At 41.0% G+C, this 14,677-nt stretch carries 12 protein-coding genes; 3 read left to right on the top strand and 9 right to left on the bottom strand.

Features of this window, described 5'->3' with window-relative positions; all coding sequences use genetic code 11:
* Window positions 1-232 precede the first annotated feature (232 nt).
* Window positions 233-1,903, top strand: coding sequence for an FMN-binding glutamate synthase family protein (locus FTU79_RS13260; RefSeq protein ID WP_180007904.1), 1,671 nt, complete (start codon window positions 233-235; stop codon window positions 1,901-1,903).
* 450 nt (window positions 1,904-2,353) lie between these two features.
* Here the strand turns inward: FTU79_RS13260 and FTU79_RS13255 are convergent, their stop codons facing one another.
* The 4 genes from FTU79_RS13255 to FTU79_RS13240 are packed head-to-tail and all read right to left on the bottom strand — an operon-like array spanning window position 2,354 to window position 6,118.
* Entirely contained in the window at window positions 2,354-3,397 is a 1,044-nt protein-coding gene (locus FTU79_RS13255; RefSeq protein WP_180007903.1) for an alpha/beta hydrolase, read from the bottom strand.
* Window positions 3,397-4,536: a YdcF family protein gene (locus FTU79_RS13250; protein ID WP_180050617.1), complete on the bottom strand. Its 1,140-nt coding sequence runs from the start codon at window positions 4,534-4,536 to the stop codon at window positions 3,397-3,399. The genes FTU79_RS13255 and FTU79_RS13250 overlap by 1 nt, the downstream gene beginning before the upstream one ends.
* 22 nt (window positions 4,537-4,558) lie before the next feature.
* Window positions 4,559-5,593 (bottom strand): UDP-N-acetylmuramate dehydrogenase, encoded by a 1,035-nt coding sequence (gene murB / locus FTU79_RS13245; protein ID WP_180007901.1) that lies wholly within the window; start codon window positions 5,591-5,593, stop codon window positions 4,559-4,561.
* Between the two features lie 9 nt (window positions 5,594-5,602).
* A complete protein-coding gene (locus FTU79_RS13240; protein ID WP_180007900.1) occupies window positions 5,603-6,118 on the bottom strand; it encodes a low molecular weight protein-tyrosine-phosphatase in 516 nt (171 codons plus the stop codon).
* 118 nt (window positions 6,119-6,236) lie between these two features.
* Between FTU79_RS13240 and FTU79_RS13235 the strand changes: the two genes are divergently transcribed.
* Complete coding sequence (locus FTU79_RS13235) at window positions 6,237-7,397, top strand: iron-containing alcohol dehydrogenase (protein WP_180007899.1); 1,161 nt, start codon at window positions 6,237-6,239, stop codon at window positions 7,395-7,397.
* A 36-nt stretch (window positions 7,398-7,433) separates the two neighbouring features.
* Window positions 7,434-7,865: a thioesterase family protein gene (locus tag FTU79_RS13230; RefSeq protein WP_180007898.1), complete on the top strand. Its 432-nt coding sequence runs from the start codon at window positions 7,434-7,436 to the stop codon at window positions 7,863-7,865.
* Between the two features lie 21 nt (window positions 7,866-7,886).
* Here the strand turns inward: FTU79_RS13230 and dnaX are convergent, their stop codons facing one another.
* From dnaX to FTU79_RS13205, 5 genes are all read right to left on the bottom strand, one after another.
* Complete coding sequence (dnaX, locus tag FTU79_RS13225; protein ID WP_180050614.1) at window positions 7,887-10,106, bottom strand: DNA polymerase III subunit gamma/tau; 2,220 nt, start codon at window positions 10,104-10,106, stop codon at window positions 7,887-7,889.
* A gap of 134 nt (window positions 10,107-10,240) precedes the next feature.
* A complete protein-coding gene (locus FTU79_RS13220; RefSeq protein WP_180050610.1) occupies window positions 10,241-10,690 on the bottom strand; it encodes a copper resistance protein NlpE N-terminal domain-containing protein in 450 nt (149 codons plus the stop codon).
* 84 nt (window positions 10,691-10,774) lie between these two features.
* A complete protein-coding gene (locus FTU79_RS13215) occupies window positions 10,775-12,061 on the bottom strand; it encodes a serine hydrolase (protein ID WP_180050607.1) in 1,287 nt (428 codons plus the stop codon).
* Window positions 12,062-12,136: 75 nt separating this feature from the next.
* Window positions 12,137-12,991: a MaoC/PaaZ C-terminal domain-containing protein gene (locus tag FTU79_RS13210; protein ID WP_180035287.1), complete on the bottom strand. Its 855-nt coding sequence runs from the start codon at window positions 12,989-12,991 to the stop codon at window positions 12,137-12,139.
* Window positions 12,992-13,160: 169 nt separating this feature from the next.
* The gene (locus tag FTU79_RS13205) at window positions 13,161-14,552 is read right to left on the bottom strand and encodes a 3-oxoacyl-ACP reductase (protein ID WP_180050604.1); all 1,392 of its coding nucleotides are present in this window, start codon (window positions 14,550-14,552) and stop codon (window positions 13,161-13,163) included.
* Between the last annotated feature and the right edge of the window lie 125 nt (window positions 14,553-14,677).

Below are 14,677 nucleotides of genomic sequence, written 5' to 3'. Positions count from 1 at the left end.
TCAATTACGCAGAATAATTCGGTACTATTGAACATTAGGACTAGAGTTGTGAGTTTTGTGTGGTAACTCAACTGATGGCTCTAGTCTTCTTATTTTCAAGTTTATTTCTTATCCGCGATTCGGGTTATGTACTATTTTTATAAAGCTACACTGAATCAACAAATTAACGCTTGAGCATTGTACATAAACTCGGCAAATTAATAGAAACTGAGCTCATAAGATTTTTTAAAACATGCCAAGTCCAGCACAAACTATCAGACATAAACTTTTAAATACTTTTTTCTCTCGACATTCCATTTGGTTTGCTTGTATTTTTATCTTCCTACTCATTTCGAGTTTTCATTTAGGTTATTCCCCTCGCTATATTCAATATTTTATTCCACAAACCTTATTGAATAGCATCTGGGTCATTACTGGGCTTTTGAGCTTATTGGGCTTATATGACGTCATACAAAATAAACATTCGATCTTAAAAAATTACCCTATCATGGGGCACTTTCGTTTTCTATTTGAAGAATTTCGACCTGAAATTCGCCAATATTTTATTGAATCTGATCAAGATGCATTGCCCTTTTCTCGTATGCAACGCAGCTTGGTCTATCAACGTGCAAAAAATCAAAATGCAGATAAACCATTTGGTTCAATTGTTGATGTTTACCAAAATGATTATCGCTTTATTAATCACTCTTTGTCACCTTGTATTCCTGCCATTCCTGAAACTTTCCGCATCAATATCGGCAATGAGCAATGTAAGCAACCGTATAGCGCATCGATATTAAACATCTCTGCGATGAGCTTTGGTAGCTTAAGTGCCAATGCCATTCGTGCCTTAAATTTAGGTGCAAAAATGGGTAATTTCTACCATGACACCGGTGAAGGCAGTATTAGTCCGTATCACTTGGAAAATGGTGGCGACATTGTTTGGGAACTCGGTAGTGGTTACTTTGGCTGCCGTACGATTGATGGTCAATTCGACCCTGTACGTTTTGCTGAACAAGCCAAGCACCCTCAAGTCAAAATGATTGAGATCAAATTATCTCAAGGTGCAAAACCAGGCCATGGTGGCATTTTACCTAAAGACAAAATTTCCGAAGAGATTGCTCAAATCCGTGGTGTAAGCCGTGAACATGACTGTATCTCTCCATCTAGCCATCCTGCCTTTAGCACCCCTATTGAAATGATGCAATTTATTCAGCAATTGCGCGAACTGTCAGAAGGTAAACCTGTAGGTTTTAAACTATGTATCGGGCAACCATGGCAATTTATGAGTATCGTAAAAGCCATGTTACATACAGGGATTACACCTGATTTTATCGTAGTGGATGGTTCTGAAGGTGGGACTGGCGCTGCGCCGATTGAATTGATCGATAATATGGGTACGCCACTGCGTGAAGGCCTACTCTTTGTTAATAACACCCTGATTGGTGCAGGCTTACGTTCAAAAATTAAAGTCGGTGCCAGTGGTAAAATTATTAGTGCTTTTGATATTGCCAGTACCATGGCAATTGGCGCAGATTGGGTCAACTCAGCTCGTGGCTTTATGTTTGCAGTTGGGTGTATTCAAGCTCAAAGCTGTCACACCAACCAATGTCCTGTTGGCGTTGCAACGCAGGACAAAGACCGTCAAAAAGCCATTCATGTCCCAACTAAAGCAGAGCGTGTTTTTAATTTCCACAAAAATACCTTGCATGGTTTATCTGAACTTATTGCCTCTGCGGGTTTACAACACCCGTCGGATATCCGTGCACACCATCTAGCACAGCGTATTAACAACCGTGAAATTAAAAACTATGCACAGCTACATTTTTGGTTAAAAGATGGGGAGTTACTCAGCTGTGAAAATAAAGATGAAGAAAACTTCTATTTCCGTATGTGGAATATGGCACATCTAGAAAAGTTCTGATTCCTACCCCATAAAAAAAGAGGCGACTACGCCTCTTTTTTTCGTCTAGATCCATCACACCGATTAAGGTAGGCTGTGCTCAATCGTCAATTAGTAACTGATGTTACGCGCGTAAAAGTAATTACGCATTTTTAAAATAATTTTTAAGCCTATTCGACGGAGTCTTACATCTAGGGCTTAAATAACGGGATTAGCCTTCGGCTGGAGGTACTCTTACGAAACGTTGTTTCTCATTTGGTAAAATGAGAAGCGTGCTTCGCAAGGAAACCATCTTGCGGTGCAATGCACCTCACCAACAAAACTCGTTCACTAGCGTCAAATTATTCAAAGTATTGCAAAAACATTTTTGATTAGGAGTAGTCCAGTCTCAAATACTTGCGGATGACCTTCCCGCGTATCGTACTTTTATTTGAATCAAATTACGCTCCTGATGTTAGTGCGTAACATCAGTTAGTAATAAGACTTACTATTCGATTGAGCATGCAAGAATGCAGGGATCAAACCTGTTAATGCAGCACGAATATCGGCACGTTCATTAATCAGCTGATGTGAACCTTCTTCAAGCATGAGAAGCGTCTGTAAACGGAATTTACGACGTATAAACTCAATGTTATAACGCCAATCCACCGTCTGATCCTGTGCGCCTTGAGCTAACCACACTGGAATACGACATGCAGGTCGCTCTTCCATTTCCTGCATCCATTTTGACATGGCCAAAATCCAGTCCATCCCCATCATTCGAGGTTGTAGAGGATCTTTTAAACGTACAAAACGCAAAAACTCAGGGTTATGATTATTCCGTCTAAAATGACGTGGCACTTCACGTTTAATACGACGAATAATGCCTAATCCAACCGAGTTATGCCACCATGCCGTTTTTGCAGGGCGAATCAGCGGAGATAATAATAAAACTCGTTCGACATAAGGGTTTTTGCGATGTTCAGCAAAATCTAACAGATGATGCAGCCAAATCGCCCCACCCGTACTCTGCCCAATCCCTAACCACGGTGTCGGTAATTGAGCTGCATGTTTCACATAACGATATACCGCTTCCAAAACTTGTTGGTAATGATCAAAGTTTTGAATACTGGCTGGCGATCCATTACTTAGACCATGCCCCGGTAAATCATAGGTCAAAACACTAAAACCTTGATCTAAGAGCTCACGAATAATCGGCTGATATATTCCACTATGCTCTAAATAACCATGCAATAAAAATACAGTGCCTTTAATGACATCCGTTTCAGTTTTCAGTTTCGGTTGAAATACTTGTACATGTAATTTGAACAAAGGCATTTCTACATAGCCTTGCCAATGTTCACAGTTCAAGGCATCTAAACCATAAAGTCGTCTATAAGACTGTATTTCAACACTAGGCTCAAAAGGTCGATTTAAATTTAGAGGTTCTAATACTTGTGGGGTTAATTCTCGACTTGGAATAGGAAGATCTAATTGTTTAAGGATTGAAGGATTAAGAAATGGGATATCTGACATTATGGGACCTCCCGACAGTCACTTGAGCCAAACCAAACGTCACGTAAGGTGGCTAATAATTCATAATTGGCACGACGACTATGGTCATAATTTTTTTCACTTGGTCGCCATGTGGTTAATGTCGTTGGCATAGGTGCAACAACAGGAATGGTTTCAATACCATTTAATGCAAATAAACGCCGTGTTCGAGGCATATGATATTGGTCGGTGATTAAAATAACCGTCGGTGCGCCGCCTTTTTTCTGTAAAAGTAACGAACTAAAGCGTGAATTTTCGCAAGTATTCATACTCCGGTTTTCAAGCAATTTCGCATCGACATCATATTGCTTTAACCAAGCTTGCATATACGGTGCTTCCACACCACTCAGTACAATCGGTAGCTTATGTGTGCGTTCGACATCGAGTGTTTTTTCCAGTCGAAGTCGTGTGTAGTCATTCACCACGATATCTTTATCATTTTTATCTAAAGTTAAGCCACCACCTAACACCACGATCGCATACGGATCTGCGGTTGGCTGCTTCAGGGTTTTATCTTTCATTTTGGCTAGATCAAGATAGGTTTCATCATCGATCGGTTCCGCTTCTGAAGCAGCTTGTTCAATTTCATGAGTTTTTAAGAACTCTGTATATTGCGTCATGAGTCCTTTATTTTCCGCACTATTGAGTTCGAGCAGCTCTTTCATTTTTTGAGCAGGATTTTCCGCCATTGCTTCAGAGGATGCCGCCTCGGATGCAGAAGGATTCAGCAAAGGAACTTTCGGTATGTCCTTTTGATTATCACTTATTTCTTTTTCATGTTCTTCTTCAATGAGCTGCTGTAAAGCCTTATAACGCGCTTGTATAAGGGTCAAGTCTTGAGGCTCATCAGACTGTATGGCTTGCTCCATGAGTTTTAAATACGCTTGGCGCGCGATCCATAAGTCAGAACCCGGCTCATAATTATCATCATCACTCAAAGCACCGAGTTTTTGACTTTGCGCTGCGAGCTGATTGACTTCTACAGGAACGAAATAATTTAAACTTTTAACAATTAATTTAGAATAAAACGGCGTATAGATAAAAATCATCAGACAGCCCAAAAGTACAAATAGCACTGCGGCAATTTGTACTAAGCGAACCATCCAATGTGTTTTATGCATAAATCTAAAACCTATGTTTTTATTAATCTGCGTGAGATCGAATCAAGCCATTTGTATCAAATAATACAGGCTCTGGATGTAGTTCAATATTAAATTTTTCAAAAACATCATGTTGTACAGCTTTGTAAGTTGTACGCACATCTTGCAGCGTGGCGTCTTGGTAATTGACCAATACCAAAGCTTGCTTATGAAACATTCCCACTGAACCCACAGATTTCCCTTTCCAACCCGCTTGGTCAATCAACCAGCCCGCTGCCAGTTTTACCGCATTATTCGGTTGTGGGTAATGGGGTAAATTGGGAAATTGCAGCGCAATTTGGTCAAAGGCTTGCTGGCTAATCACAGGATTTTTAAAGAAACTTCCGACATTTGGAAATTCTTTCGGATCTGGGAGTTTGGTTTGACGAATATGAATGACTTGTTGTTGTAGGTTTTCTGCACTTAAGTCTTCACCTACCGCCTGCTTTAAATCACCATAATTTAATTTTAAATCTGCATGTTTTAAAAGTTTAAACGTGACATGCGTAATAATAAAACGCTCTGGCTCATCTTTAAAAATACTATGGCGATATGAAAAATGACAATCGGCAGCGCTAATACTACTTTGCTGTTCTGTTACACGGTCATAGACCTGCACAGATTCAATAAATTCACCCGCTTCAACACCATAAGCTCCAATATTTTGCACAGGTGAAGCACCGACTAAACCAGGTATCAATGCTAAATTTTGTAAACCATAAAACTGGTGTGCCGTCGTCCATAGCACAAAGTCATGCCACACTTGCCCTGCACCCACTTTTAAAGTTTGGGTTGCGGCATCGTCTTGTACATATTCAATCCCTTGAATATCCATGTGCATCACTAAAGCATGAATTTGCTCAGGCAACAGCATATTACTACCCCCTGAAAGCACCAATACATTTAATTGCTCAGCTTTGGCAAAGTCGAGCGCTGCTTGAATTTCTTCTACCGATTGAACACGTACATAATGAGATGCTACAGCATCGAGGCTTAATGTATTAAATGGCTTAAGCTGAACCTGTGTTTGAATTTGCATTCTTAAACCTTAATTTTTTTGCTGTGCTTGTAACTGAGTTTTTAAATAATTGACCCAAGCCTGACTGCTAGATTCGCATTGATCTAATACATGTTCAAACCCTACATCACCACCATAGTACGGATCTGGTACTTCTTGTTGCGGATATTGGTGATCATGTTGACTCATCAAAGACACTTGTGCACGTAGTTGACCGAATTGTTGCTGCGCCTTTTGCATGAGGTTTTGAATATTGTCTAAATTTTCGTAGTCCATGGCCAAAATCAAATCAAATTCAATAAAATCATGAACCGTTAACTGACGTGCGCGTAATGCAGATAAGTTATAGCCTCGTAATTTTGCATGCTGTTGGCTACGAAGATCAGGCGCTTTGCCCGGATGATAATTGCTCGTACCCGCAGAGTCGACGTGAATATTGAGTTGCGCTTCATCACAAAAATGTCTGAGAACCACTTCAGCCGTAGGTGAACGGCAAATATTTCCTAAACAAACACACAACACCTTATATGGCGTGCTGGATGACATAACAACCTCAAGACTACTTTTATTTCAAGCGTCTTATGTTAAGTTATTTACAGGATGAATCCTATATCAACACTCAAGAATAATGTTTATTTGGATATAAAAAATTAGGGATAAGCCAATGAGTCAATTTCAGTTTCAAACCGTCAGCAATATTATTTCAGGCTTAGGCTCTATTTCCCAACTGAGAGAGGTCCTAGGCGACTTTCAAGCCAAACGTGTCATGTTTGTGACCGACCCCGGTATGTTGCAACAACAATTACATTTACCCATTTTGGATATTTTAGAAAGTATCCATCAAGACTATGTAATTTATTCCAGTATTCAAGCTGACCCTGCAGAACATATAGTTTTGGATGCAGTTCAATTTGCCAAGAATGAAAAAGTAGATTTGATTATTGGTTTTGGCGGTGGCAGTTCAATGGATGTGGCTAAAATTATTGCGATTTTGGCTCATCCTAAGCAAACACAGCAGATCAGTGATTTATATGGTGTAGCTAATGCAAAACGACCACGCTTGCCACTCATTTTGATTCCGACAACGGCAGGGACCGGCTCTGAAGTCACACCAATCTCTATCGTCACTACAGGTGAAACCACCAAAACAGGTATCGTCTCCCCTGTACTGTATGCCGATGTCTGTATCCTCGATGCGAACTTTACATTAAATCTTCCCGCACACATTACCGCAGCAACCGGTATCGATGCCATGGTGCATGCCATTGAAGCCTATACGTCAAAAATTAAAAAAAATCCGTATGCGGATATGCTCGCCAAACAAGCTTTGCGTTTATTAAATAAAAACTTAGCACTGGTTTTACAAGATGGACATAACCTCGAAGCGCGTCAGCACATGCTAGTCGGTTCAATGCTTGCAGGTCAGGCCTTTGCTAATGCACCTGTTGCAGCGGTGCATGCACTCGCCTATCCACTCGGTGGACACTTTCATCTATCGCATGGTCATACCAATGCACTGGTTCTAGCCGAGGTGTTAAAGTTTAATGCACCTCAGGCCAAGCAGCATTATGCAGAACTCATGAGTTGGCTAGATCCATACAGTACGGGCTGTACCGATGGTTTATGTGATTTATTTATTGATCATATGCAAAATCATTTAGATCAGAGCGGTTTGGTGCTAAAACTCAGCCAACTGAATGTGCCTGAAAATATGCTCAATCGTTTAGCAGAAGACGCATTATTACAAACACGACTATTACAAAATAATCCGCGAGAACTGCAGTTTGAAGATGCACGCCAGATTTACCAATCAATTTATGCCTAAAGTTCACTCATTTTTGAAATAAAGAAAATACCAACGATGAAACCTGAAACTAAACGCCGCCAAAACTATCGATTTTTATTTCCAATCCAAACGCGTTGGGCAGACAACGATATGTATGGCCACGTCAATAATGTCACCTATTACAGCTATTTTGATACCGCTGCAAATGCGCTCTTGATTCAACATGCCGGTTTTGATTTGCGAAATACCCCGATCATTGGTTTAGTGGTCGATTCAGCCTGCAGCTTTTTACAAGAACTGTCCTATCCTGAAATCATTGAAGTTGGGGTTTCGATTGAAAAAATTGGCAATTCTTCACTGCGTTATGACTTAGCCATTTTTAAACAAGGACAAAATGAGGCTGCTGCCCAAGGACATTTCGTACATGTGTTTGTCGACCGCCAAACACGAAAAAGCACCTCGATACCCGATGATATGCGATATGCTTTAACTCAGTTTTTACTTTAATTTTTATATCCAGCTTAAAACTTATTTGAGCTGGATATTTTGCAACTCACCATCAAAGCTTTTGAGTAAGTCTTTCACAACAGGCTCTGCATGTAATAACTCATTTGCACGTGCAAACGCTTTTTCTTTGCGGACATGCTGTAAAGCATACGGTGTGGTTTCTTCGACATCTTCAAAGCTGATATGGAAACGACATTTTGACCATTGTGCATGAATGGCTTGTTCCAATACATGCTGTAATTGAGTCACTAAAGCTTCGTATCGCTTTGGAATATGGAAAGTCGATTCACCGTCAATCGTACCGCGCATAATGCCATGCTGCGCCAACTCTTGTACCGCAGGTGAAAGTTGACTATTTCGGAACCAATACTCCCACTTTTCGACCGTCCACTCACCTTCAAGGGTTTGAGGCTGTAAAGTCAAAATATCTTGTGGCATCAAGGGAGAAGATGAACCCGTTTGAACAACATCCGAAGAAACGGAACTTTGCGTAACTTGTGGTGATGCTAGATCAAAACCATTGTCGCCTTGAGCACCCGAAACTGATTCATTCACCACATGTTGTGGTTCAATGGCATTTATCAAATGTGGCTGAGCTGTTTCAGGCTCTACACTTTTTGACTCTAAAGCTGTTGGTTCTAAAGGTGCAATATCTTCAAAATTTATAGCGCTCACATCAACTTCTTCAGTTTCAGTACTCGGCGTCGGATCTAAATCAAATAATGTATCTTCTGCCACGGCATCCATAACAAGCGTGTCATTTTGCTGTGTCGATACAGACTCAACCGGTGCAACCTCTTGCGTATCTAGAGCGCCATTTGCTGTAGATGCTGTAGAAGTTTGGCTTATTGCGTCTTCTTCAGGATCATCTAAAAAATCATCAGATGAAGGTTCATCAACTGCAGGTGCAGAAGCATAGCCATCATCGTCTTCATAATGTGAATCATCAAAATCATCGAAAGCTGGCGATGTGTCTACAGCGGGTACAGCTTCAGGCTGTTCAACAGTGGCAACCTGCGCAGCAGACTCAACAACGGTATTGGGTTGCTGCAAAGACTGTGTTTGAGTCGGCTGAACTGTTTCGGCCTGATTTTGAGCAAGCGGTGGCTGTGCGGCTGATTCTTGCTGTACAGCAGAAACCAACATTTCATTTGGCTGTAATGGACGAAATGCTAATAGACGCAGCACACACATCTCAAAACCTTGCTCTTGTGTCACAGCCAACTGCAAGTCTGCCCGACCTTTACATGCGACTTGATAATACAACTGCAAATCTTGAGCTGAAATCAACTGCGACAATTGCATAATTTTTTGATTGATCTCAGCGCTATATTTCAACGCTAAGTCTGGCAAGTATTGTAATAATGCCAGTTCATGCAAAGTCGAAATCAACTGATCTAATACCAGTGAAACATCCAGTGCTTGTTGGCGGAATTGCATGAGTAAAGCTCTCACGCGTTCACGCTGATTTTGATGAATGGCTAAAATCAAATCATAAATGATCGTACGGTCAATTAGGCCCAACATGTCTTTAACATCTTGGTGCTGAATTGAACCCTGACCATAAGCAATGGCTTGGTCAGTCAGTGACAGCGCATCACGCAGTGAACCTTGAGCCGATTCAGCAATTTGCCAAATCGCATCTTGCTCCGCTTGAATTTGTTCTTTTTGTAAAATATCGGTCAGATGCGTGGTGATTTCATCCACGGCTAAAGGACGCAAAGTAAATTGCAAGCAACGTGAAATGACAGTAATCGGTAATTTTTGTGGGTCTGTGGTAGCAAATAAGAACTTCACATGCTCTGGCGGTTCTTCTAGAGTCTTTAATAACGCATTAAATGAATGCGTAGAGAGCATATGCACTTCATCGATTAGATAAACCTTGAAGCGACCTTGCGTTGGAGCATAAGGAACGTTGTCGAGAAGTTCTCGGGTATCTTCAACTTTGGTCCGTGATGCCGCATCGATTTCAATTAAATCAATAAAACGGCCTTCATTTACTGCTTTACACGTTGGGCAGACTTCACACGGCGTTGATGTTACACCCGTTTCACAGTTCAGACATTTTGCCAAAATACGGGCAATGGTGGTTTTACCCACGCCACGAGTACCTGTAAATAAATACGCATGATGTAACCGACCACGTTCTAAGGCACTGGTAAGTGCGCGTGACACATGGTTTTGTCCCACGAGTTCAATAAAATTTCGTGGACGGTATTTTCGTGCAAGTACTTGATACATGTATGCTCCTTTTTACAGGTGTAAGCATACTGTTTTTTTGTCTAATAGTGAAATAAATGGCAGAGTTTGGACAATAAAAATCCGATCTTGAGCTATCACAATGATCAGGCAAATTTAATATAAATTACGAATGCTTAAACTGCTTTATTTAAAAGGAGATCACTCTGCATTTGATAGCGTTTCGCCGTCTGGTCTTCCCGAATTTCAAGTAATTGCTGATCCAAATCAACATACAAAAGATTACGCGTTTGCACATTCATAAGTTCTAGCTGCTGCTTTGATTCATCTTTAAAACGAATTACACCTTTTAGCACTTCTACTTCGTTATGACCACTTAGACTTTCACGAGTAAGTGTATAGGTTTGGTCTTCATGTAGCTCAAGAGCCACAGCCATACCGGGACAATCTTCACAACGAGAAAGACAGCCCATACACGGCGTTGTACCTTTAAAATCACCCACCCATGCAGCTTGCTGTTTTTCGGCAGTAATCGCTTCTATCTCTTTTGCTTTCGTTGGAGTTGAATCCTGACAACCCAACATTGCCGACGTTGCGACTAAGGGAATCAAAACAACTTTTTTCATAGGGATATCACAGCAGTCTAAAACAGCGAGGGAAAATAGCATATTTTTCACATTTCCCCAATTTCTGTTCTATCCCGAAGTATCTTAAAGCCAGCCCTTGCGTCCTTTAAGTGCTTTGTCTGCACAGCGTAGCGTTTCTTGAGTTAAGCCCCATAAGCGATAATCGCCGGTAATTGAACCCGTCGCAAAGTTATGTGTATAAGCAAAACTTAAATCACGCTGCGGATCACACCAGGCCCCAGAACCATTAAAACCAATATGTCCAAAACCTTCACTAGATTTACCTAAAGTTAAAATTCGATGATATCCCAAACGCCAATTCATCGGTAAAGGCATAATACGATCACGTTTTTTAAATTGAATTTTACTTAAAGATTCAAAAACTTGTGGTGTGATTAAGGTCTGTCCTTGCCACTGACCATGATTGGCTAGCATGGCGTAGATTTTCGCTAAACTATTGGCACTAAATACGCCTGTTGCCGCAGGAATGATGGCTTGTAAACCCTCATCACTAAAAAATGAAAACTTACGCATTCCTTTTGGAATCATGCCATCTTGAAAGTCTTGCAAATTGTGTCCCGAAAGTTGTAGGAGCTGATCAAAGATTGACGGTTTTCGTGTCTCGGTCTTTTTTTTCGTTGTCTGCGCTTGGGTATTTTCTTGTGCAGATGTATCTACAGCACGTTCTACTTTTTTCTTTTTCGGAATCAAGCGAGCAACCTCACAAAGTTGATGCTCTGGTACGCCAAAAAATGCATGATCCAATGCCAAAGGCTCAACCAAATACTGTTGCATCAATTCTGTAAGCGGTCGACCTGTGGCCTTTTCAAGTACACCACCGACTTGCCAACCGAAGGTTAACGGTTGATATGCTGCATCAGTTGATGGCTCAAAACGTGGCTTAGCTTGTTCGATGACTTTAAGCATATGTGGCCAATCAGCCATTTCAGATGCTGTTTCGATGATATTACGGATATCGTATAAACCACTTTGATGACTCAGCATGTGCCTTAATGTGATATCCGACTTGCCATTTTGAGCAAACTCAGGCCAATATACGGCAACGGGAGTATCGTAATCTAGAAAGCCTTCGCTCACTAAGATATGTGCAAGCGTTGCAAGAACACCTTTACCAGTGGAATAACAGACCGAGGGGGTATTGGACTTCCAAGCTTCTTCGGCTGACTTTTTACCAGTCCAAATATCCACGACTTTTTGACCTTTAAAATACACCACTAAGGCAGCTCCGCCTAAGTGGGTTCGAGCATCCTGCATCCGGCTAAATTGCGCCGCCAAATCTTGAAACGCCTCGTCAACCGTACCTTGATAATTATTCTTCTGTGCAAATAGATATTCTTTGAGCGCCTGCATCATCATTCCTTTGAATATGAATCGCTTGAGATTAAAACAAAAAAGCCTAAACCGATATCGATTTAGGCTTAAGTCTTACAGTGCTTTCACACTTCCCGCGACATGCGGTTTTTTGTTTTTGCTATTTCGAATTGCAAACTCGGTATCTTGTCCAGTTTGAGCCGTTAAAAACTCAACTTGTGATGGGAGATACATCGGCAGTTTAAACCAGACATCTGCTTCATAGGCATCTGGCAAAGTTAAGCTCGACAAGGCTTTCGCTTTACTCCACATACCATGTGCAATGGCTTGTTTAAAACCAAACGCTTTAGCGGTTACAGCATGAATATGAATCAAGTTAAAGTCACCAGAAGTCAACGCATAACGGCGACCGGTATTTTCAGAAACATTCCATTCAGCTTGAACTTGCAACTCAGCTGACTTTGTTTCGGTAGATTTTGCCGCAGCTTTGTTCTCAGTTTTTTGACGTGCTAAATACGTGGTTAATGATTCTACAACCACTTCATCGCCCACTTTTGCAGTGGTAATAAAGTCAAATTGCACGCCTTTATCATGTGGCTGTAATTCACCAAATTTGCATGACAATGACAGTGTTTCATTCACACCAACTTTGCGATATTGCTTCACTTGGTTACGAATATGTACCAAACCTAAAATCGCAAATGGAAAAGCTTCCGTAGTCATCATATGCATTTGCAAACTTTGAGAAAGCACAGCCAAATAAATCGCTGGGATATAACCATTGTTTTTAAAGCCACACACTTCGTTATAAGCTTTTAAATGCTTTTGATCGACCTTAAATGAATCCACCACATATTCAACTTGCGGCAGCACTTTTTCAGCTTTAGGCTTTTTAAAAATCAAGCCTTGAATCACTTTTGGATAGGCTAAATAAGGTTTTGGAAGTTGACTAAAATGGCGAGTGTTCATACTAAACCTTTGGAAGTTATTATTTCAATGTTTTAAAAGCCTCTTCTCTTGCACCATATATGGCTCGAGGAGAAGGCTGGAATAAGGGTTAGCCCCATTCCATTTATAGCAAATTTTTACCTCTCCCTAGCCCTCTCCTTTAAAGAGAGGGAGTCTTAAGAGGAATGTATTAAGCCCCTAACAAGCTTTGACCACACACACGTACCACGTTACCGTTCAAGCCAGTCGACGCAGTTGAAGCAAACATCGCAATCGTTTCTGCAACGTCTACAGGTAAACCACCTTGACTCATCGAGTTCATACGACGACCTGCTTCACGGATTGCAAATGGAATCGCAGCAGTCATTTGCGTTTCAATAAAGCCTGGAGCAACAGCATTAATGGTTACGCCATTTTTCAATAATGGAGCAGTAAATTTAACTACACCAATTACACCAGCTTTAGAAGCAGCATAGTTGGTTTGACCTAAGTTACCTGCAATACCTGAAATAGAAGATACGCAAACAATACGACCATTTGCATTGAAGCCATCATTTTCAAGAAGGTAATCATTTACACGCTCAATCGCAGACAAGTTAATGTTAATCACCAAATCCCAAAGCTCAGGCTTCATATTGGCCAAAGTTTTGTCACGGGTAATCCCTGCGTTGTGCACGATGATATCCAAACCACCTCGAGCAGCTGCCGCCGCTTTAATTTTTTCACCGGCATCGCTTGCAGTAATATCAATCGCTAGCGTAGAACCGCCAATTTCACCTGCAACACGGTCAAGGTCTGCTTGCTGCTGTGGAACGTCTAAACAAATCACATGCGCGCCATCACGTGACAATACATGTGCAATTGCTTCACCAATACCACGGCTTGCACCTGTTACTACAGCTGTTTTGCCTGCAAGCGGTTTATTCCAGTCAACATCCACAACATCTGCTTTCGAAACACGAATTACTTGACCAGATACATAAGCTGAACGTGGTGAAATCACAAAACGTAATGCAGATTCTAAGTTTGCTTCAGCACCTTCATCCACATAAACTAATTGTGCTGCAATCCCTTTCTTAAACTCTTTACCCACTGATTTTACAAAACCTTCTAATGCACGTTGTGCAATGGCTTGTTTCACAGTTTTCGCAGTCTCTGGTGTTGTACCAACAACGACAACGCGACCAGACGCCTGAATTTGACGTGCGATTGGGTTAAAAAAGGCATATAAGGCATGCAATTGTTCTGAGTTTTGAATACCTGAAGCATCAAACACCACAACTTTAAACTTAGACTCTTTATCGCCTTCGTTGAATGCGCTTAAGTTTAGACCTGATTTTGCCGCAGCTTGCTGTAGTTCCGCATTATTGCCTGCATAGCTATTGGCATGAATATTTGCCAAGACTTGTGCAATAGCACCAGATAATGTTGAAGCAGGCGCTGCACCGAATAAAACCGCACCTTTAACTACAGGTGTTGCAGACTCAAAACGCTCTAAAAAAGTCGGTGATGGTAAACCTAAATTTTTGATGACAAATTTACCAATAGGAGATTTTGCAAATGTTTGGTATTGATCAGTCATGTTTATTATCTCTCATACAGATTAATTTTTGATGGATCTGAAGATATCCCTTTAACTTCAAGATGATGTCAGATACTTATATTTCAATAGTTCCATCAGTTTCCATGAAATCATACTTGAGTTAA

Origin of the sequence: Acinetobacter sp. YH12144 (assembly GCF_013418345.1) — a bacterium.
GTDB classification, from domain to species: Bacteria; Pseudomonadota; Gammaproteobacteria; order Pseudomonadales; family Moraxellaceae; genus Acinetobacter; species Acinetobacter amyesii.
Note: the sequence above shows the minus strand (reverse complement) of the source record. Positions and strands in the feature narration are given on the sequence as shown.

Bases quoted from the DNA above. Each gene is read 5' to 3' on its own strand.
- FTU79_RS13260 (WP_180007904.1), top strand. From the start codon at position 233: ATGCCAAGTCCAGCACAAACTATCAGACATAAACTTTTAAATACTTTT.
- FTU79_RS13255 (WP_180007903.1), bottom strand. From the start codon at position 3,397: ATGTCAGATATCCCATTTCTTAATCCTTCAATCCTTAAACAATTAGAT.
- FTU79_RS13250 (WP_180050617.1), bottom strand. From the start codon at position 4,536: ATGCATAAAACACATTGGATGGTTCGCTTAGTACAAATTGCCGCAGTG.
- murB (WP_180007901.1), bottom strand. From the start codon at position 5,593: ATGCAAATTCAAACACAGGTTCAGCTTAAGCCATTTAATACATTAAGC.
- FTU79_RS13240 (WP_180007900.1), bottom strand. From the start codon at position 6,118: ATGTCATCCAGCACGCCATATAAGGTGTTGTGTGTTTGTTTAGGAAAT.
- FTU79_RS13235 (WP_180007899.1), top strand. From the start codon at position 6,237: ATGAGTCAATTTCAGTTTCAAACCGTCAGCAATATTATTTCAGGCTTA.
- FTU79_RS13230 (WP_180007898.1), top strand. From the start codon at position 7,434: ATGAAACCTGAAACTAAACGCCGCCAAAACTATCGATTTTTATTTCCA.
- dnaX (WP_180050614.1), bottom strand. From the start codon at position 10,106: ATGTATCAAGTACTTGCACGAAAATACCGTCCACGAAATTTTATTGAA.
- FTU79_RS13220 (WP_180050610.1), bottom strand. From the start codon at position 10,690: ATGAAAAAAGTTGTTTTGATTCCCTTAGTCGCAACGTCGGCAATGTTG.
- FTU79_RS13215 (WP_180050607.1), bottom strand. From the start codon at position 12,061: ATGCAGGCGCTCAAAGAATATCTATTTGCACAGAAGAATAATTATCAA.
- FTU79_RS13210 (WP_180035287.1), bottom strand. From the start codon at position 12,991: ATGAACACTCGCCATTTTAGTCAACTTCCAAAACCTTATTTAGCCTAT.
- FTU79_RS13205 (WP_180050604.1), bottom strand. From the start codon at position 14,552: ATGACTGATCAATACCAAACATTTGCAAAATCTCCTATTGGTAAATTT.